Annotated in this window: 18 protein-coding genes and 1 riboswitch; of the genes, 6 read left to right on the plus strand and 12 right to left on the minus strand. The window is 54.6% G+C overall.

Annotated elements, in window-relative coordinates:
* Positions 1-10: 10 nt before the first annotated feature.
* Both thiD and thiM read right to left on the minus strand, forming a co-directional pair.
* Positions 11-811 carry a bifunctional hydroxymethylpyrimidine kinase/phosphomethylpyrimidine kinase gene (gene thiD / locus CPH57_RS14810; protein WP_025303881.1) on the minus strand — a complete coding sequence of 267 codons (801 nt, stop codon included), beginning with the start codon at positions 809-811 and terminating at the stop codon, positions 11-13.
* Positions 811-1602: a hydroxyethylthiazole kinase gene (gene thiM / locus CPH57_RS14815; RefSeq protein ID WP_033651555.1), complete on the minus strand. Its 792-nt coding sequence runs from the start codon at positions 1600-1602 to the stop codon at positions 811-813. The genes thiD and thiM overlap by 1 nt, the downstream gene beginning before the upstream one ends.
* Positions 1603-1637: 35 nt before the next feature.
* Positions 1638-1734, minus strand: a riboswitch (TPP riboswitch).
* Between the two features lie 142 nt (positions 1735-1876).
* On the opposite strand from thiM, the gene CPH57_RS14820 reads away from it, so the two are divergent.
* Complete coding sequence (locus CPH57_RS14820) at positions 1877-2302, plus strand: GNAT family N-acetyltransferase (RefSeq protein ID WP_033644074.1); 426 nt, start codon at positions 1877-1879, stop codon at positions 2300-2302.
* Here CPH57_RS14820 and CPH57_RS14825 read toward each other — a convergent pair.
* A complete protein-coding gene (locus tag CPH57_RS14825; protein WP_096242489.1) occupies positions 2299-3522 on the minus strand; it encodes an MFS transporter in 1224 nt (407 codons plus the stop codon). The two genes, CPH57_RS14820 and CPH57_RS14825, sit on opposite strands and share 4 nt — an antisense overlap.
* A 95-nt stretch (positions 3523-3617) precedes the next feature.
* Here CPH57_RS14825 and CPH57_RS14830 point away from each other — a divergent pair, with 95 nt between their 5' ends.
* Positions 3618-4058 carry a helix-turn-helix domain-containing protein gene (locus CPH57_RS14830; RefSeq protein WP_096242851.1) on the plus strand — a complete coding sequence of 147 codons (441 nt, stop codon included), beginning with the start codon at positions 3618-3620 and terminating at the stop codon, positions 4056-4058.
* A 105-nt stretch (positions 4059-4163) separates the two neighbouring features.
* Positions 4164-5033 (plus strand): 23S rRNA pseudouridine(2604) synthase RluF, encoded by an 870-nt coding sequence (gene rluF / locus CPH57_RS14835; protein ID WP_047574034.1) that lies wholly within the window; start codon positions 4164-4166, stop codon positions 5031-5033.
* 117 nt (positions 5034-5150) lie between these two features.
* On the opposite strand, the gene CPH57_RS14840 is transcribed toward rluF, so the two are convergent.
* The 4 genes from CPH57_RS14840 to CPH57_RS14855 all read right to left on the minus strand — a co-directional run bounded on the left by CPH57_RS14840 (position 5151) and on the right by CPH57_RS14855 (position 10138).
* On the minus strand, positions 5151-5603 hold the full coding sequence (locus CPH57_RS14840) for a DUF943 family protein (RefSeq protein ID WP_096242490.1): 453 nt from the start codon (positions 5601-5603) through the stop codon (positions 5151-5153).
* Positions 5596-6399: a DUF3289 family protein gene (locus CPH57_RS14845; protein ID WP_094141513.1), complete on the minus strand. Its 804-nt coding sequence runs from the start codon at positions 6397-6399 to the stop codon at positions 5596-5598. The genes CPH57_RS14840 and CPH57_RS14845 overlap by 8 nt, the downstream gene beginning before the upstream one ends.
* Before the next feature lie 181 nt (positions 6400-6580).
* Positions 6581-9628, minus strand: a complete 3048-nt coding sequence (locus CPH57_RS14850; protein ID WP_089195075.1) for an autotransporter outer membrane beta-barrel domain-containing protein — start codon at positions 9626-9628, stop codon at positions 6581-6583.
* A 195-nt stretch (positions 9629-9823) separates the two neighbouring features.
* Positions 9824-10138, minus strand: coding sequence for a hypothetical protein (locus CPH57_RS14855; protein ID WP_025303891.1), 315 nt, complete (start codon positions 10136-10138; stop codon positions 9824-9826).
* 175 nt (positions 10139-10313) lie between these two features.
* Here CPH57_RS14855 and CPH57_RS14860 point away from each other — a divergent pair, with 175 nt between their 5' ends.
* On the plus strand, positions 10314-10946 hold the full coding sequence (locus CPH57_RS14860; RefSeq protein WP_047025599.1) for a response regulator transcription factor: 633 nt from the start codon (positions 10314-10316) through the stop codon (positions 10944-10946).
* Positions 10943-12724, plus strand: a complete 1782-nt coding sequence (locus CPH57_RS14865; RefSeq protein ID WP_033644080.1) for a hybrid sensor histidine kinase/response regulator — start codon at positions 10943-10945, stop codon at positions 12722-12724. Before CPH57_RS14860 ends, CPH57_RS14865 begins: the two co-directional genes overlap by 4 nt.
* Positions 12725-12821: 97 nt before the next feature.
* On the opposite strand, the gene CPH57_RS24410 is transcribed toward CPH57_RS14865, so the two are convergent.
* The 3 genes from CPH57_RS24410 to CPH57_RS14875 all read right to left on the minus strand — a co-directional run bounded on the left by CPH57_RS24410 (position 12822) and on the right by CPH57_RS14875 (position 16560).
* Entirely contained in the window at positions 12822-13016 is a 195-nt protein-coding gene (locus CPH57_RS24410) for a hypothetical protein (RefSeq protein ID WP_127897174.1), read from the minus strand.
* A 159-nt stretch (positions 13017-13175) separates the two neighbouring features.
* Complete coding sequence (locus tag CPH57_RS14870) at positions 13176-15290, minus strand: peptidase domain-containing ABC transporter (RefSeq protein WP_033644081.1); 2115 nt, start codon at positions 15288-15290, stop codon at positions 13176-13178.
* Complete coding sequence (locus CPH57_RS14875) at positions 15283-16560, minus strand: HlyD family secretion protein (protein WP_033644082.1); 1278 nt, start codon at positions 16558-16560, stop codon at positions 15283-15285. The genes CPH57_RS14870 and CPH57_RS14875 overlap by 8 nt, the downstream gene beginning before the upstream one ends.
* 320 nt (positions 16561-16880) lie before the next feature.
* On the opposite strand from CPH57_RS14875, the gene CPH57_RS14880 reads away from it, so the two are divergent.
* Positions 16881-17198, plus strand: a complete 318-nt coding sequence (locus CPH57_RS14880; RefSeq protein ID WP_079007635.1) for a hypothetical protein — start codon at positions 16881-16883, stop codon at positions 17196-17198.
* A gap of 77 nt (positions 17199-17275) precedes the next feature.
* Here CPH57_RS14880 and CPH57_RS14885 read toward each other — a convergent pair whose 3' ends face one another.
* Entirely contained in the window at positions 17276-18901 is a 1626-nt protein-coding gene (locus CPH57_RS14885; protein ID WP_047574026.1) for a cholesterol oxidase substrate-binding domain-containing protein, read from the minus strand.
* Positions 18902-19029: 128 nt separating this feature from the next.
* Positions 19030-19833 (minus strand): helix-turn-helix domain-containing protein, encoded by an 804-nt coding sequence (locus CPH57_RS14890; RefSeq protein ID WP_033644341.1) that lies wholly within the window; start codon positions 19831-19833, stop codon positions 19030-19032.
* Positions 19834-20288 lie beyond the last annotated feature (455 nt).

Below are 20288 nucleotides of genomic sequence, written 5' to 3' on the forward strand. Positions count from 1 at the left end.
AAAAGTTGACTCACCACCAGGCGTGAAAATGATGCACCGGCCCGATGCCGTGCCCCACTTCCAGCGTGTCCGCCTGTTGCAGCGCGTGTTGCAGGTAGTCCTTGGCGGCGGCCACCGTGGCCGCCCAGTCGGCATGGCGCGGGCGCAGCGCCGCCAGCGCGGCCGAGAGCGTGCAACCGGTGCCGTGGGTGTGGCGGGTGGCGACGCGCGGCGCCGTAAAGCGCTGCTCGCCTTCGGCGGTAAACAGCCAGTCCGGGCTCTCGCTTTCGCTCAGGTGGCCGCCCTTCATCAGCACCGCCCGGCAGCCCATCGCCAGCAGCGCCCGCCCCTGCTCGCGCATCTGCGCTTCATCTTCCGCCGGCGCGCACGCCAGCAGCGCCGCCGCTTCCGGCAGGTTCGGCGTAATGATCGACACCAGCGGCAACAGCTCGCGCCGGATAGACGCCACCGCCTCCGGCGCCAACAGCGGATCGCCGCTTTTCGCCAGCATCACGGTATCCAGCACCACGAATTCCGGCCGGTAATGGCGCAGCCGTTCGGCCACCGCCTGCACGATGTCGGCGTTGGCCAGCATGCCAATCTTGACGCTGTCGATGCGCACGTCGCTGAACACCGAGTCCAGCTGCGCGGCGACGAACGCCGGATCGATGTAATACACCGACTGCACGCCGCGGGTATTTTGCGCCACCAGCGCGGTGATCACCGAGGTGCCGTAGGCGCCAAGCGCCGAGAAAGCCTTCAAATCGGCCTGAATGCCGGCGCCGCCGCTGGGATCGGTGCCGGCGATGGTCAGGGCGTTAATGCGTTTCATCACAGATCCTCCCCGCGCAGTTGATACAGCGCATCGAGGAACGCCGGCGTAAAGCTGCCCGGCCCGGCGGCCTGCCTGGCCGCCAGGCCGCCGCAGTGGGACATCACCCGGCAGGCGGTCGCCACGTTGTCCAGGCGATCGCCCGGCAGGGCGCAAAACGCCGCCACCACCGCCGACAGCGCGCAGCCGGTGCCCACCACCCGCGTCATCAGCGGGGAGCCGCCTTCGATCGCCCAATCGCGCTGGCCGTCGGTGACGTAATCCACCGCGCCGGTGACCGCCACCACCGCGCCGCTGCGCTGCGCCAGCTCACGCGCGGCGGGCAAGGCCGCCAGCGAGTCGTCGCCGCTATCCACGCCGCGGCCGCTGGCCAGCAACCCGCTGAGCGCCATGATTTCCGAGGCGTTGCCGCGTATCGCCGCCGGTTTCTCGTCCAGCAGCTGTTTGGCGAAGGCGGTGCGGTAGGAGAGCGCGCCGACCGCCACCGGATCCAGCGTCCAGGGCTTACCGGCCCGATTGGCGGCGGCCACCGCCGCCCGCATCGATTCGGCGCGCAGCGCGTTGAGGGTGCCGACGTTGATCAGCAGGCCGTCGGCCAGCGCGCTGAACTGCGCCGCCTCTTGCGGCTCCACCACCATCGCCGGAGAGGCGCCGAGCGCCAATAGCACGTTGGCGGTCAGCGACTGCACCACTTCGTTGGTCAGGCAGTGGATCAGCGGAGGCCGCTGTTGGAATTGGGTCAGGCAGGCCGCGGCGCGGGCGCCGGGTAGTGCATCAGGTCGAGCGATCATATTCCTCCCAACCGGCGTTCAAGAAGGCGGCGCCGGTTGAGCGGCCGTGACTTCCCTACGCTGGCATTATCCAGATCAGGTAATACGGGTATTTCTCAGCCTTCACGCGGAAGGGCACCCCGAGTCATGAAAATCAATAGGTTGTGATCAACGTTGCGTTAATCCCTGCAGGGGATCATGCCAGCGGCGGCGCGGACAAACAAGCGATTAAATTGGCCCAGCGGGCATACGCCGCGCAATGCGCTATAGTGAGCACAAACCACCGGGAGATGCCATGCAGATAAGACCCTACCAAGAGACCGATCGCCCCTTCCTGCGCACGCTGTACCTGGCGTCGCGCAAGGCGGCGTTCGGCTGGCGCGATACCTCAAACTATCAGTTGGAAGATTTCGACGGCGCGACGCTGGGCGAAGCGATTTGGGTGGCGGAAGACGGCGGCGCGCTGCTGGGATTCGTCTCCGTCTACCGCGAAGATAACTTCATTCATAACCTGTATGTCGATCCCCATCAGCCGCCGCGCGGCGTCGGCAGTGCGCTGCTGCATGCGGCGCAAGCCACCTTCACCGCCACCGGTTCGCTGAAATGCCTGGTGAAAAATGAAAAAGCGCTGGCGTTCTACCGCAAGCACGGCTGGCGCATCATCTCCACTGGCAACGACGGCGAAGAAGATTATTACCTGATGCACTCACCGGCCCGCTAGCCCTTACCCGCCGCATCCGGCATCCCGCGCAGCGTCAGCCGCCAAAACAGCAATGCGCTCAGGCTGACGCCCGCCCCCAGCCAGCAGACGCCGCTCCAGCCCGCCCAGGCGTACACATGGGTGCCGGCAAAGGCGCCCAGCCCGCTGCCGACGGCGTAAAACAGCATGTAGCAGCCCACCAGCCGGCTGTGCGACTGCGGATGCGCGCGGAAGATCATGCTCTGGTTCAGCACGTGGATCGCCTGGCCCGCCAGATCCAGCAGCACGATGCCCGCCACCAGCCAAACCAGGTCGCTGCCGAGCAAACCGAGCGGCAGCCAGGCCAGCGTCAGCAGCAGCAGACACACGCCGCTGGCCGCCTGCCCCAACCCGCGATCCGCCAGATGCCCGGCGCGCACCGCCGCCAGTGCGCCCACCGCGCCGACCAGGCCGAACGCCCCGACCGCGGCATGGGTGAAGTTGAACGGCGCCTGGCTCAGCGGCAACACCAGCGAACTCCAAAAGAGGCTGAAAGCGCCAAACATCAGCAGCGCCAACATGCCGCGAATTTGCAGCGTGCGGTCATGCAGCAACAGGGTCAGCATTGAACGCAGCAGCTCGGGATAACTCAGCGTACTGGGAGCGGTGCGCGGCGCAGGCAGCAGGCGCAACAGGATCGGCAGCAATACCAGCGTCACTCCAGCAGAGAAGAAATACACCGTGCGCCAACCGCCAACGTCCGCCAGCGCGCCGGACAGGGTGCGCGCCAGCAGCAACCCCAGCACCACTCCGCCCTGCGCCGCACCGACTACCCGCCCGCGCTCCTGCGGCGCCGCCAGTGCCGCAGCGAAAGCGATCAGCCCCTGCGTCATGGCAGTGCCCAATAAGCCTACCAGCAACATCCCTACCAGCAGCCCGGATGCGCTGTGCGCCCAGCCCACCAATAGCAGCGCGCCAATCAGCCCCAGCTGCTGCCCCGCCAGCAACCGATGCCGGTTCAACCGATCCCCCAACGGCACCACCAACAGCAACGCCAGCGCGCAGCCCAACTGAGTCACGGAGATCACCATGCCGACCGCCGCCAGGCTGATGGAAAAATCATGGGCGATGGCGTCCAACAGCGGCTGCGCATAGTAAACGTTGGCCACGCTGAAGGCGCTGGCGGCGGCCAACAGCAGCACCAGGGGGGCCGGCAGGCGCCCCAGCACCGCACAGGGAGGATCCAACAGTTTGTCGCTCATTGCACACCTCAATCTGGTTTCATTATTAAACCCAATGAACTTTAGGTGCAGAGGTTTTATAATGCAACCACAATATGCAGCTGGAGATAACCGTCGTGAAACGTAAAAGCCTGGAAGACGCGCCGTGCCCGGTGGCGCGCACGCTGGATGTGATTGGCGACTGGTGGTCGCTGCTGATCGTGCGCGACGCCTTCGACGGCGTCACCCGCTTCAGCGAATTTCAAAAAGGGCTGGGGATGGCGAAGAACATCCTTGCCACCCGGCTGCGCGCCCTGGTGACGCACGGCGTGCTGGAGATCGTGCCCGCCGCAGACGGCAGTGCCTATCAGGAGTATGTGCTGACCGAGAAAGGCCGCGCGCTATTTCCGGTGATCGTTGGCCTGCGCCAGTGGGGGGAAGATCATTTGTTCGCCGAAGGAGAGGCGCATTCAACGCTGGTGGAAAGCGACAGCGGCCGCCCCGTGCCGCGCCTGACGCCGATCGGCAACGCCGGGCAGACGCTCACCCCGCTTAACACCCGGGTGGTGAAGGTATGAAGAGTCTCAATAAGGCCTGCATCACCTTGCGCTATTGCATCTATTCTCGAACAGCTTCCGCAATCCCCTGCGGGTAATGTATAGTCCGCGTTTTACGGAGATCCCATGCTGACTAACTCATCCATTCGTCTGAACAAATACATTAGCGAGAGCGGTATCTGCTCACGCCGCGACGCCGATCGATACATCGAACAGGGCAACGTTTTCATCAACGGTAAACGCGCCACCGTTGGCGCCCAGGTATTTGCCGGCGATGTGGTGAAGGTTAACGGTCAGCTGATCGAACCGCGCAATGAAGAAGATCTGGTGCTGATCGCGCTGAACAAACCGGTCGGCATCGTCACCACCACCGAGGACGGCGAGCGCGACAACATCACCGACTTCGTCAACCACAGCAAGCGCATCTTCCCGATCGGCCGCTTGGACAAGGATTCGCAGGGGCTGATCTTTCTGACCAACCACGGTGACCTGGTCAACAAGATCCTGCGCGCCGGCAACAATCACGAGAAAGAGTATCTGGTGACGGTCAACAAGCCAGTGACCGACGAGTTTATTCGCGGCATGGGCGCCGGCGTGCCGATGCTTGGCACGGTGACCAAAAAGTGCAAGGTGAAGAAAGAAGCGCCGTTCGTGTTCCGCATCACGCTGGTGCAGGGGCTAAACCGCCAAATCCGCCGCATGTGCGAACACTTCGGCTATGAGGTCACCAAACTGGAACGCACGCGCATCATGAACGTCAGCCTGAAAGGCTTGCCGCTGGGCGAATGGCGCGATCTGACCGATGACGAGCTGATTGAGCTGTTCAAGCTGATTGAAGGCTCTTCGTCCGAGGCTAAACCGACGAAGAAAGCCCCGGCCAAATCTTCCCCGGCGAAAAAACCGAGCGCCGGCGGACCGAAAAGCGCCGATAAAACCGCTGCGCCGGCCGGCCGCAAGCGCTTTACCCAGCCAGGACGCAAGAAAAAAGGGCGTTAAACGTCCTTCCCTGCTCAGCCCGCCGTTGCGCGGGCTTGGCGAGGGCGAAACCCTGACCACCACCTAGACGAGTCTGATTGAAAACGAGGAAAAATCAGGGGGTAAGAGTAAGAGTCACTATTTTTTTAACAGCGTGGTCTTACCGTCAGGCTCTTGAGCCAAAGTCTTCCCATCCAGACTGATAAAAATCCTTTTATTAGCATCACCATTAATAATCATCGCTATATCCTTATAGATACATTTGTTCTTGGCATCGCCCTCGGCAAAACAATGATAGTCATCAACACTTCCATCATTGCTACCCGTCGGAGCGGCAACATAGCCATCAAAATTCATTACGGCAACGGTAAAGTGACTCTCGTCTTTGATAATATGATATTTTTCCTGAAGTTTATCTTTATTATCATTCCACCAAGATATTTTACCTTCCGTGGTCAACGGAAGGTATTGAACATAAACAGCAGCACCATCAACCCGCACAACATTAGCCGGCCTGACAAGCACCCAAACCAACCAAAAAGCCGCTACGGCAACCAAAGAAAAGAACGCAACCTTTTTCTTGTTAAGCATAGTTTTCACCTGTCACTATTATCTTCGCGCCAAAGTTGGTGAAAAAGGGTCTAAACGCGAACTCTTTATACCTTTGAAGTACAAACCAAATCCTGAAAAAACCAATAGAATTAAACGTTAACTTGCTAATATCTTCTTTATCCAATCCAAAATGATCCTGAGCTTTATAGCTAATCACGGCAGTATATCTATTACCTTGAAAAACCAAAGAATCAACACTGATCTCTGTACTGTTGACCTCATGCACACTGACTCCCATTCCATTTATGCAGTCTTCCCAGCGAACATATTTTGGCAAACGGCTCTGTGATAACTGAAGAGCAAATGCCTCTTTATTCAGCCGATATGAGTTAAAGTCAAAGGTGTCGAGAACACTTTTAATTCGAATTAGCGTACTATTTTCTGATTTATCGCTCAGTATCAGCCTTTTATAGGCTAAATCCATTTGAACATCTTGAAAGTCAGTTCCGTTATTGCACTGCATATGATTGAAAAGCTTAACTATCAAGCCTTGATAAACGCCAGTAAAAGAAAAGTATCTCGATGCAGCTCTCAGCTCATCAAAAAGCATGGCAACCGCCTTTTCTTTTCCTGCTGCCGGAATATTTCGCGTTGCCGGATGATCATAGGGCGATTTATAAGTACTCCAATCGATAAACGTTGATACTTGCCCCAAGCGATACCGTTGCTTAAGTGTACGTTCATCCATATCGCCATATTGCATATCATCCGCAAAACGGTCGTTAAAAGGCTTCTTGCTGGTGAAAATCGTTAACGGCCTTGTCAATTCACGCATTGGAAAATCAGTCCCTTGCCCATACCAATAAGAGCATTAATCATACAGGCAATCCCGCCCTGCTCATATCGGGAAATGTCTTAGCGCCCCCTTACTCAGGCTCACGGGAAACTTAATGCCCACCATAAAAAAGGCCCGCACCAAGCGGGCCTGCAAGTACCAGAGAAGTCTAGAGGAAAAATCAGAACGACCAGCGCAGGTTGGCGTTGACCGAATTGACGCGGGTATCGGCGCCGAATTGCCCCTGATAGCCGACATCCAGCGTCGCAGCGCGCGACAGCTTCACGCTCACGCCGATATCGCCCACCATCACGTTGTCATCCACGGCCTGGCCCTGAGTGACGAACGCGTCGCTGCCGGCAAACGCCATGCGCGATGAGGTGTTCTTATCGCCGTAGGCATGTTGCCAGCCGAGCGAGCCGTAAAGGCTGACGTTCTTCGGCAGTTCAGTCACGCCGCGCACCCCGAGCGTGGAGTAGAAGGTGTCCATCGTTTCATTGCGCACGCTCAGCGCCGCCGCGCCACCCGACTCCTGGAAGCTGTCGGTATGCAGGCGGATGTAGCTCAGGTTGATGAACGGTTCGACGTTCATCTCCGGTTGGCCGAAACGGTAACCCGCTTCGGTGAACGCCAGCAGCGAGTTCGCGTCATAATCCGACTTCAGCCGATCCGAGAAGCCGCTGAAATCGACGTTGCGCTTGCCTTCAATCTTGTGCCAGGTGTAACCCAGCGCGCCGCGCAGCGAGAACGCATCCTGTTGCCCGGCCGCATACAGGCCGAGGTGGTAGTTGTCGGTATCGGCCTTGGAGCGGCGGCTGTCGACGTCATAATCGCCGCGGCTGTAACCGAAGTAACCGCCGATGCGCACGTTATGGTCCGCCAGCTTGCGATCCGCCCCCAACAGGAAGCCGGTGGTGTTGCCATCCAGCTTGCCCACGTTGCCGTTGCCGCTGTTCCTGCCCCAGGAACTGAAGGTCTGGCCCCAGACGCCGCTGTTTTGCGCCTGCGCCGGTTGCACCAGCGACATCGCCAACGGCGGTACCGGCAGACTGTCATTGTCGAACAGGCGCAGCATGCGCTGGTTCAGCACGTTGAACAGCTGGGTGCTGCCGGCGATCAGGTTAGACTGCATCGACGGATAGACTTCGCCGGACAGCTGATTGAACGCCTCACGCGCTTCCGGCGCGCTCAGCAGCAGCAGCGAGTTGTACAGCGCCAGTGAAGGACCGCGCTGCGCCAGCGTGGAGAGCGCGCCGGCGGTATTCCACTGGTTGCCGCTCTCGGCCACCGTTTGGAAAATGCCCTGCTTGCCGCTGCCTGGATTCTCGCCCCCCGGATTTTCCCCGCCTGGGTTTTCTCCGCCCGGATTCTCGCCCCCTGGATTCTCACCGCCAGGGTTTTCTCCGCCCGGATTCTCACCACCTGGATTTTCCCCACCCGGATTCTCGCCGCCTGGGTTTTCACCGCCCGTGTCTTTCTGCGCGATAGTCAGATCCACGGCGTTGGCGCTGTGTTTTAACGCCACATCGAGGAAGGCGGACTTGGAGACCGCCGACGCGAACTGGCCGTCAATACCGCCGTCCGAGGTCAGAATGCGGTAGCTTTGGCCGGTTTTATAGCTGGTTTGCGGATCCAGCGCCGTAACCTGCACCTTGGCCCGATCGCTGATGGTGGTTTTGCCCGCCACCAGCAGTTGATCGCTGCGGCCGTCGCCGGCGATATCGACGTCATAGAAGGATTCGCCGATAAAGTTCAGGTAGCGTTTCAGCGTCAGCGTGCCGATATTGCCGTCGCCGGGCGAGATATGGCCGCCGGACTGGATCTCGGTCTGGCCCAGCGTGCCGTTGCCGCCCAGCGTGCCGCCGGCCTTGATCGACGCGGCGCTGCTGTAGCCCAGCCCGTTATTGACGTCGGTGCCCGCCGTCGCGTTAAGGATCAGCGTGCCGCCGTTCTCGGCGCCGAGGGTTTGGATCTCGAAGATGTCGTCTTCTTTCTGGGTATTGATGTCGCTGGCGATGATGAGCTTGCCGCCGCGCGCGGTGACGTTCGCCTGCAGCTCAGAGAGATCGCCGTTCAGCGTCGTGTGCCCGGCGCTGTTGATCACCTCGCCTTCGCCGCTCATCTTGTTGCTGAAAACGTAATTGCCGTCGGTATGGTTAAAGTACACATAGCTGCGGAACAATCCGCCTCGCAGGGCGATCGCCGTCTGGGCATCGATAGTGCCTGCAGCGCCCGCCGCGCCGAGCGTCGGTTCGGTTAACCCGGTGCCGGTGTCCATATTGCCGCGGCTGCCGATAATCAGCGCGCCGCGGTTCGAGCCGGAACCGGTCTTGCCCAGCACCACTTCGTTGCCGCCGGCGGAGAATGTCCCGCCGTCCATGACCGCCAACACGCCGTTGCCGTAATCGCCGACGTTGACGCTGCTGCCGCTGGTAAACCGTGAGCCGTTGCCGGCGATCGTCAGCTCGGCAGTTTTACGCGCGCCCGAGACGCCCGCCACCTGAATATTACCGACGTTGACCGCAGCGCCGTTCAGCACGTCCAGATCGCCGTAGAGCGTGAGCGCACGGCCGACGTTCCACTGGGAATTGTCCCCCTTGACCGTGGCTTTCGGGCTCAGCGTATCGGTCTCACCCGGCCCGCTGCCATTGCCGATGCGTGCGTCAAAGGCAGTGTTCAGCACCGCGCCGTCTTCAATCGCCAGCGTGGAACGTGCCCCCAGATCGGTGCCGACGCTGAGAAAATTGCTGGTAACGCGAGAACCGGCGCCGGTGGCGATAAGGTGGCTGTCATAGCCACGGGTGGTGCCGACCACGATCTCTTTCGCGCTGGCCAGCGCACCGTCTTCAACCCGCAAAGTGCCCCGCCCCAGATTGAGGCCGCCGCGCAGCACGAACTGATCGTTCACCGCATTCAGCTCGGCGTTCGGCCCGCGGACCGTGACTACGCTGTCATGAATTTGGCCGTTGAACATCCGGCCGATATTGATGTTATAGGCGCTGATCTTGCCATTCTCGATCAGCAGGTTGCCGCTTTGGTTACGGCCGACGTAAACGTCCCCGGTGTAGGCCAATGATTCGGTAATTTTTGAGTCGCCGTCAAAAATGGCATCGTCTGCGCGAGCGATATCGGCGGGCGCCAGCATCAACAGCGGCGCGGAAAATAGAGCGAGGTAAAGTTTGGAAAGCGGTGTTTTAACCGCTAAAGAATGCGATGTCGTGTCATTCACGGGCTATCTCCGTACTCGTTAGCGTGATGTCGCGGAATGTATTGTTATAAGAAAACTCAATGCGCTAGAGGAGGTATGAGGCGTTATTCCGCGCACGCAGGTTTATTGATCGTCGAAGCAAAAGCTTATTGCCCCCCGGCGCTGGCGCTCCGACGATGGAAAACCAGGAAGCGGCAATACCGCCTCCAAAGCGAATTATTTATGGGTGACTACCGGTGTACAGGTCGGCGCGCTCAGCGACGGCGAGGAGCCTAAAATTCCCGGCATCATCAGCGATGAACAATCGAAAATTCGGCCTTTTTCTGTGGTGGCGCGATAAGAAAGTTTTTGGCCGCCCAGCGCATCCGGCTGCGCGCCATTGACATTGGTCACGGTAATTTCGTCCGATGAACCCAGGCCCAGCATTTTAGCGGTTTCCGCCTGCAGCAGCGGAATGGCCTGATCGGTTTTCAGGGTGGAACAACCGGCTATCATCATCGTAACGGTTAAAGCGATAAGTGGTTTCTTCATAAATTATCCTTTATAACCAATCAGTTAAAATTACCGATTGGCTTTATGTTTTCTCTTATCCAAATCCTCGAATAATATATTTCCCTTTCCTAAACGAAAAAACCCTCCTAAAGTAGGGAGGGTTGATAATAACTCATCAGACCTATCTGATATTTGAAGGCGAAAGGAGAATCCTTTGGGGCAGGATTATGCGTTGGTCGTTGATGACCATCCATTGGTAGCAAGCGGCATCGCTAATTTTCTCAGCACGCATTGCCGATTCAAACAGGCGCATGTGGTGACCACAGAAGAGAATTGCTACCGTCATATTAGGGAAAATGGCCCGCCGCGTTTACTGGTGATCGATTTTTGGCTCTCTTCCGGTACGGCGTTGAAATTACTCAAAGAAGTAAAGCAACTTTATCCTCAGGTGCGGATCTTGGTGGTTAGCGGCGACGAGAATAACGATATCTGGCAGAAAGTGCACACTGCCGGCGGGCATGGATTTGTATTAAAAAACGAACCTCCTGAATTATTCGCCAAGGCGGTCTTTGCGCTGAACGATAATCAGGAATGGTTTCCTGACGGGAATGAATTCGCCGTTAAAAGCAACAACGAGCATTTAAAAAAATTTAATTTAACCCCGCGACAAATTGACGTATTAAATATGATGATGCGCGGCCTGCCCAATAAAAGGATCGCCGCGCAGCTGTCTATTTCCGAACCCACCGTCAAAGAACACATCAGCAATATTTTGAAAAAGATCGGCGTCAACAGCCGGGTCGAAGCCATTACGCTGTTGCACGGCAAACGGGAGCCGTCGCAATGAGGTTTTTCCAGAATTTACAAAATGATGGCATCTCACCACGCGCGCAGATCCGCCTGCTGGACAACACCTTCATGCGATTGGTGTTCAGCTTTACCGCCGTACCTTTCGTCGGCATCCCTTTTGCCATCTGGATTTATTTGCTGGGGGATGAACTTGGCCCAACCATTGCCTGGATCATGGTTTACCTGCTATGCGCCGTGGCGATCAGAATATGGCATCGGCGCTACCTGCGCGAGGCCAAAGAAAATGATGAAGACACCGTGCTGCGCCGCTGGCTGCCGCGCATTAATAAGGTGGCCTTTATTCACGGGCTGGGGATCTCCTCACTCTATTTAATTACCCCGCAGACCCATAACTTTGACTTTTTCCTGCTGCTCAATATCAGCATCGCCGCGATCGTCGCCGCCAACGCAACGCATCTGACGCCCGTCATCAGCACCTTTACGCGTTTTTTCTTCGCCTCCTGGGGGCTGCTGAACCTCGGTATCATTTGGCGGCTGGAAGACGTGATGTTCATCGTGCTGATGCTGAACTTGCTGTACGGTTTCGCCATTTATCGCCACGCGTTAACCTCACATGCGTTCTTTATTCAGCAAGCGCTGCTCGAAGAGCAAAGTTCGCGCCTGGCGGAACAGTTCCGCCAGGCCAAAGAAGAGGCGGAACAGGCGCTGTTGGACAAGAACCAGTTCCTGACCACCGCCAGCCACGATCTGCGCCAACCGGTGCACGCCATGGGTTTTCTGATCGAAGCCATCATCCACAAAAACCGGGACGACAGCCTGACGCCGCAGCTGCTGGATCTGCAGCAGAGCGTGCGCTCAGTGCATCTGATGTTCAATTCGCTGCTTGATCTCAGCAAGATCGAATCCGGCAACGTGCGCACCGCCGCCACCCATGTGGATATCGGCGCACTGCTCGACTCAGTGATCACCCTGTTCCGCGAAGAGGCCAACAGCCGCTCGCTGGCGCTGCGCACCTGGCGGCCCAGGCGGCGCATCAGCGTGATGGGCGATCCGCTGCTGGTGCGGCAATCGCTGATCAATCTGATCCAAAATGCCCTGCGCTACACGCAACGGGGCGGCGTACTGATCGCCATCCGCCCGCGCGGCGCCGAGTGCCTGGTGGAAGTGTGGGATACCGGCGTAGGCATCGCCGACGAAGAGAAAAGCAAAATCTTCTCCCCTTACTACCGCCCCGAGCTGGCGTGGAAGATAGACAGCGCCGGGCACGGGCTGGGGTTGGCAGTGGTAGCGCGCTGCGCCAAGCTGATGAAGGTGAAGTACGGCATGCACTCCGTCGAGGGCAAAGGCTCGCGCTTCTGGATGCGCTTTGCGCAATACCTCGGCGAAGACAAAGCGCCGGAGAGCGCGGCGACGTACGACAACACCGCCACGCCCACCCGCTACGCGCCGCTGCGGGGATCCTGCCTGGTGGTGGACGATGATCCTTTGGTGACCTCCGCCTGGGAAAGCCTGATGAGCACCTGGGGCATCACCGTGCGCTGCGCGGCCTCCGCCGAGGAAGCCTTCGCCATCGTCGACGACGGCTTTACGCCGTTCGCCGTGCTGTGCGATCAACGCCTGCGCTCCGGCGAGAGCGGTTTCGACATCCTCAAAGCGTTGTTCGAACGCCTGCCGGACGTGAGCGGCGCCATGGTCAGCGGCGAGTTCAATTCGCAAGTTCTGCAAGAGGCCGAGCAGGAAGGCTATCTGGTGCTGCGCAAGCCGCTGGAACCGGCCAGGCTGCATGCGCTGTTGACGCAGTGGGGGGCAAGTTAACTACACAGATGGCGCAGGTTATCCGCCAGCAATAAGGCAGGCTCAATGAATAAAACATTAAGCCTGCCGCATTTTACGCTGCGTTATCTAAATACGATTAATCGCATTTAGGCGGTTCTGGTTTGCAGACCGGCGGCTCAGGTTTACATACCGGCGGTTTTGGCGTGCAACCGCCCCAGGCATTATTCCACGCGTTTCCCCAGCTGTTAACAACCTTGCCGATAATAGCCAGACCCAGGCCAATCGTTGCGCCGTTCACCTGCTGAACTTCTGTTGAGTTTAATTCTCTCATTTTTCATCTCCATTCACTAAAAAGAATCAATTAAAAAAGACTGCTTTTTATGAACCGTCGGTTCACGCTTTAGGTATAAGGTGCTCGATAAATTAACTCAATAACGAAAATCTTAATTAAAGATGAAATAAATATAAAATTTTATATTTCATCAAACAATTACGCCATTGCATTTACAGGCTGCAAAGTAATTACCCGATCTGCCGATGCAATCGTCGATGGCCGATGAGCAATGATAACGCGGGTCATTTTCAACGAGGATATGGCTTCGTTCACCCTTTTTTCATTGTCCAGATCCAAATGACTGGTGGCTTCGTCCATAAACAGAATACTGGGCCTTCGATATAACGCGCGGGCGATAAGCACCCGCTGTTTTTGCCCGCCGGAAAGGCTCCCCCCCAATTCGCCCACCAACGTTTCATATCCCATCGGCATTTTCATAATATCGTCGTGAATATTGCAATGCTTGGCGCATTCAACGATAAATTCCGTATCGGGATGAGCATCAAAACTGCATATGTTCTCGGCAATTGAACCGGCAAGCAGTTTATCTTCTTGCAATACACATGCGATGCACTCCCGATAATTATTAATGCCGATATCATGAATGTTAATGCCGTTGATAAACAAACGCCCTTCCGTCGGTTCCAACAGCCCGCACATCAGCTTCATCAACGTGGTTTTGCCGACGCCTGAAGGCCCGACGATCGCCACGCTTTCTCCCGCCGCGATCTGCAGGCTGAGCCCGGGGATCACTGGGCGCGAAAGGCTATCATATTGATAAAGCAGATCGCGCACTTCAAAAGTCACCGCCTCGTTGGGATTGCATATCTTGCGATAGGGCTTCTCTTCCTCTGTCGTAGAAAGCACGATGTCCGCCAGCCTTTCATTATGCAAATTCAGCATTCGCAGCCGAATGACCATATCGATAAGATTTGACGCGCGATCGGAGAATTGCCCCCGATAGGCATTAAAGGCGACAAACATGCCTAATGTCATTTGACTGTCGATCACTAAAGACGCGCCTAACCACAAGATAACGATTTGATCGCAGGCCGCAAGAAACGCATTCACGCCGCCAAAGAACATATCGAGCTTCGTCACCCGAATATTGGCGTTTGCCGTATCGATATTTAAATTTAACCAGAATTGCGAACGCGTTCCCGCCAACCCCAACGACTTCAGCGTCGCGATGCTGTACAGCGTCTCCATAAAATGTGAGCTGGCTTTCGCCGACTTCACCAATTGCTCCTCGGACGCTTGCCGATAATAGCGATAGGTCGAAAGGCGCAGCAGAACATATAAGACCGTAAAGCCGGAGGCTACCCACACCAGCCAGCCACCGTACATGAACATCATGATAAATACGCCGACCGACATGATGCCATCAATGATGCTGGAAACGATACTGGTGGTAAACGTGGTGCGAATGGCGTCCAACGAGCCAAAGCGCGATTGAATATCACCCAGCTTGCGCTTTTCAAAATAGGCAAGCGGGAGCTTCATCAGATGATCAAACAGCCCTGATTTCCACTGTATATCGATCAGCGCGCCCATCACGATGGAGATCCACGAGCGAAACATCGAAACGCAGGTGCGGAACAAGATAAAAAACAGTAAACCGACGCAAATAATGACCAATAAATTATGGTCGCCGGCCTGGATGACGTGGTCCATCACCAACTGAGTCCCGACGGGCATCAGCAGATTGACGGCCTCAATGACCAGCGACAGCGCGAAAATTTTTACCAGCGCGCTTTTAAGACCGGTGACATTGCTGAGCAGTTTTCTAAAGTGCAGGCGATTTTTCTGCACCACAGGCGTGAATTCACTGCTTGGCCATACCTCTAAAGCGATTCCGGTAAAATGAAGGGAAAACTCCTGCAGGCCGATAACCCGGCGGCCAAATGCCGGATCGTGCAGGGTTATCCGCCCACCGCGAATGTTGACCAGGACCACAAAGTGATTCATATCCCAGTGCAATATGCAGGGCCTTTTCACCTGGTGAATCTCATCCAGGCTCAAGGATAAAGCCCGCGTTTTCAAATTGAGATTCTCGGCGATCGCGATCAGCGAGCTCAGGGTGGCGCCGCGGGCCGAGATATCAAACTTCTGGCGCATCGACAGCATATCGATGTGCATGCCGTAATAGCCGCACACCATCGCTAAACTGGCCAGCCCGCATTCGGCGGCCTCCGTTTGCAAGACCTGCGGCACTTTTCTTCTGAGCGACAGGTTCAGCTTGCCAACGATATTCTCATAAACTTTATTCACGAAGTGGCCCCGACACACTGTTTTTCATGTCATAAAATGGCGCGAACATCCATTGGTAGATGGGTCTTTTCTCCAGGAAAAGCGTGGCTTGCGCCTTCATGCCGCTTGAAAGGTTCAGCTTCTTTCCCTGATAGCCGAATTGCGTGTTATCGATAGCCACCAGCACTTTGTAGTACGACTCAACCAGTTCAGCCGATTGTCGAGTTGGCGAACTGCTGTAAGTGGACATTTCCTGAATCGATGCGGGAACATAAGCGATGCTTTCGATCACGCCGGGAAACTGACCAAATTTTTCATACGGGAAGGCGTCATAGCGAACGTTGATGTGATCGCCTCGGCTCACGTAAGGCACGCTGCTGTTGGGCAACCATAAAACCAAATAATAGATGGCATGATTACTGGGGATTAATTGCGCCAGGCTGTCTCCCGTATTGACCATTTGCCCAGGCGTCACGCTGAGCGATTCAACGCGCCCGTCCGCCGGCGCATTGACAATCAACGAGCCGCTGGCGTCCGCTTCGGCCAGCTGCCGCAGGAGATCATTGCGCTGAAATTGATATTGTGAGATTTGATTATCGAAATCGGACGCTCTTGTCGCGAGATCGCTATTCAGGTTAGTTATCTGCAAAGACTCTTGAATGCTTTGGTTATAGAGACTGTGGAACGTACTCTGCTGCTGATAGTAGAGGTAAACCTGGTTATTCAGCTGATCCCGATTAATGAGCCCCTTACTGCGATACTCATCGTAATTTTTCATGGTTTCGCGCATGAAGTTAACGCCGTTGCGTGAATTTTCGACCATCTGTTTGGACTGGCTGTGCGCCAGTTTATATTGGTCAATCTGCGCTTGCAGATTGACCAGGGTCGTTTTCTTGTTCGCCTCCAATTTGGCGATGATGCTATCGACCTGCGCCAGTTGATTTTCTATCGCCTGCCGCGTGCTTGCGCTGACGGTGCCGGAATCCGTCACCCTGCTGACGTCTATCTGATAAAGATGCTGCCCTTTTTTTACCTGATCGCCCACATTGACAAAGCGTTGTGCAATGAATCCCTGCTGAGTAGCAAATATATTGACCGATCTTGGCAGCGTCGTGACCTCTCCGCCCACGCTGATACGCCGGGTATAACCGCCATAGGTCACGAAAATGATCAGCACAGAAACGAATGAAAGTGAAATGCCCGCGATGACCCAGGCCGGCAATCCTGCAATTAACAATGCTTTTCCTGCCCATTTAGAACGACTGTGCGATAAGGCCTCTTCCCTAAACAAATTCTGACCTCTCCATATATAGCGACACCGTTCATTTTTATCTTATCCCTGGCCCAACACGGCGCTTATTTAGATTTAGTCTTTGTTGGCAAAACCCACAAGTAATAATAATCTTAAAAAAACACAAAACTGCTGAAACGTCACAAAAAGTGCGACCCTAATATTAGCGACGGCGTTATGAGTTGCATATTTCAACGCCGACCTCTTTAATCTAAGCGTATTCTCATCAAGCCGTCATTCACAGAGGCTGCGAGAATTAAGCGGCGAAACGCTTTACGTTTCGTTCCTGAGGTATAGGGATAAAGTTGAAAGGATTTACTATGAAAGAGCTAAATACTGCAGAGATCGAAATCGTTTCTGGTGCGGGGATTATTTCCGATACGGCAAGCTTTGTATCAGGATTTGCCGGCGATGTTATCATTGATACCGTAAAATTGGCCAATGATGCGCTTAATACCCGATTGATCTCTTCCGTAGGCCAAGGGTTCAACGCGATCGGTTTTGGCTTGGGCGCCGTTCATAATGTCGCGGACTCGCTTGGCTATGCGGCATTTAAAAGCGTTGCAGCCGTAGGCTCCCTGCTGGGTGGGGATGCAAGCCGTATCGAATATCATTACGAGAAAGAATGGGGTGCTTGAAAACAAGCGGCTCCCTCTGAAAGGTTAATGATGCTAACCACCTGCCCAATCAGGTGGTTATTTCAATTACGCACTCACTAACTCTTCTGTTTGAAAACCGCTTTGGTCAATGGAGAGGAGAACACGTTGTGCGGATCGTACTTATTCAGCACGTTGCAGGCATGATTCCAACTGTCATTGTTCCCTGCCCCGGCATTAAAGCTGCGCGGAATGTTTTCTTCGAGTACGGTTTTATCCTGCCACGCGGCCTGTGACGTATAACCCCAGCCTTTACTCCACTCTACGCGAACCGTCGCATAGTCGCCCGCATAGTGGCTAAAAATCCATTTTTCCATTTCACTGTAGAATTTATTGGCATCCGGCGTATCGGGCATGGTCAGAATATCCAACCAGATCGCGACATCCCATTCCGGATGGGATTCAACGGGACGAATAGCCGAAAGATCGGGAGCAATGGCATTGGCCACCGCGCTCTCTTTTGCACTGTCCAATCCGGTGACGCGAATTTCAATCGGGCCATTCATCGGAAATGAATTCTTGCGCTGGTAATCGGCCACCATTTCTTCATATTTTTTCGTGAAATCGTGCAATACGTTTTGAATATTGCTCCGCTTCGTGATTATCGCGTAACCATTGGCCGTCACGCGCAGCGTTGTCGGCTTCACATACAACAGCAGATCCTTGCTCCACCCCCACAGATCCGCCGACACGGTGGCCCCTAAACCAATGCTGACCAACTCCATCTGCGCCTTGCCGAGTGTCGGGGTCAGCTCCGGGTGGCCATTATTGATTTTTTTAATGATATCGGAAATTTTAACCGGCAAATTATCCGAGAACGGATAGTTAAATGGACCATTAACCGGTTTTGACACTTTTGGGAAGCTGTCTTCTTGCTTCCACACTTTCAGCCATGGTTTTTCCGTGAACGGGAACCAAATGACTTCAACGCGCCCGCACAGATCCAAGAAATGGCTGAAGGTATTTTTTGTCGTGCTTGCAGTGGAAAAAAGATCCGCCGCGGTGACATTAACATAACTTTGACAGCGTAAACGCCGGTTGCGCGGCACCTGCAGCGTCACTTCGCTGATAAAAGCCCGGCCGACATGCACCAGGAATGCCGAGCTCTCCGCATTATCACGCGTAAACTCCTTTAATTCATACTTCGACCGCGCCTGATCCCAGACGACAGCTTTTAGCGACACCACGCTATTGCTCACGGAACCAAAACTGGCAAACTCAGCCAGAGGCTCATCTTTTGCCGGGATGCAGGTTCCATGGCCGCCGATGGCAAGCACGCCGCCCAGGGTCAGATCGCCAGGCGCCGGCGTCGCGTAAAAGCCGAGTTTCTTTTTTTCTAATTCAGTGAGCAAAGCCTGCATTGTCACCCCCGTTTGCGCGGTGACGTATCCATGCTCTCCCACTTTATTGATTGAGATGTTTTTGAATTTTCTGGTGAGGTCGATCAGCACGACATTGCTGTTATCCTCCCCGTTTGCAATAACGAGCGGGGACCAGTTGTGCTTGATGCCAACCGGACGCACGCAATATTTATTCTCATGCGCCCAGTTAATTACGGCCAAGAGCTCATCCGTATTTTGTGGATAGCAGGTCAGAATATGATTGCCGGAGATTTCTTTTGACCAATTAACAAAATTGACATACTCATAGCCCACAGGGAACGTGTTCAAACTAGAACCAGTCATAACTGACTTCCTTTTAAAATTAAAATAGATAGAGATAAAAACGGCAACAGCCCGAGCGCTAATTGATCCCCCTGATAAGCACCTCCTTTTCCTTGGGATAATCCCTCTGTTTTACTGCCCGATTAGCGTCAAGACTTGCCAATATAAATCAACACCTTGACGTTAATTTCCGCGTATTGAAAATTCTTTTCTTTATGCAACTCAATTAAAAAGCCGTTTCTTATTCGCACGCCAAGCAAAGGAAGATAGGCGTCATAGATGCTGTCAAAAAAAACCAGGTATTCGTTCAACCTGCCGTTAAACTCGAACAATAAATACTGCCCTCTTATCAACGTCAGATTGCGTGTCTCGTAGTACCCTTTGCTGAGCGTTACTTCCCAACCGGATGAAGCCAACTTTACCGTGCGCATTGACGTATCGGTATTTTTCCCTGTGCGGCTGCCGTATTTCTGTCGTTCCTCTCCTCCAGAGCTGGAAGCATTCATTGAATGATAGAGAAAAAACTTATATCCCTTAAGCAGGTATATGTTCTTGGGCATTTCGATAAAATGATATGCTGACGGATTTTGTATTAAAAAGGGAGGGAGATGTTTGGAAAAGTCCCATTCCTGGCTCGTTCTAAAGTCCTTTGGGCTTTCACCGAAAAAGCGTTGAAAGGCGCGGCTAAAAGCCTGCTGGGAGCTAAAGCCGATAGCAGTAGCCACTTCCAATACTTTTAAATCAGACTGTTTGAGCATGACGGCAGACTTGCTCAGACGCCTATTTCTGATATACGTCGCTATTTTCATTCCCGTATAACGCTGAAACATTCTTTGCAAGTGCCATTTCGAATAACCAGACAAATCCGATAACTTTTCTATCGAGAGATCATGCTGTATATTCATCTCGATCAAATTAACTAGCTCGACCACGATACTATGCTGGTAACTCATAATGACATCCATGCCCTAACAAAACCCACCCTCAGACAACCTGCTCATTGGGCTTTTATCCATTAAAATGAAAAACAAAGCGCTGCCGCAATCATGCAATTAGGATTAGAATGTGAAAAACAATGAACCTTTTATAGTTGATTGACAAAGAGATACTTCTTTTTGGGTAGACATCCTCCTTGTGACGTTATTGGTATAATTCTTATAAAGCTTTTCCCTGGTGAAGGCTTTTCCTGTCTCTTTCATCTTGACCAATATCCATCCTGACGTTGTGCAACTAAGCAGTCAAAAGAAAGCATGTCCTGGCATCCGTTGATAAATCGTTTGCCTCCCTCTCGGCGGTGCATTTTAATACCCTTACATTTAGAGTAGCCTATGTAGATAGCTTAGAAAATATCAAATGCCAGATAATTACACAGTTCGCACTTTATGTTACGACAATAATTAAAAGATAA

Origin of the sequence: Serratia sp. JKS000199, from assembly GCF_900215455.1 — a bacterium.
Classification (GTDB): Bacteria; Pseudomonadota; Gammaproteobacteria; order Enterobacterales; family Enterobacteriaceae; genus Serratia; species Serratia ureilytica.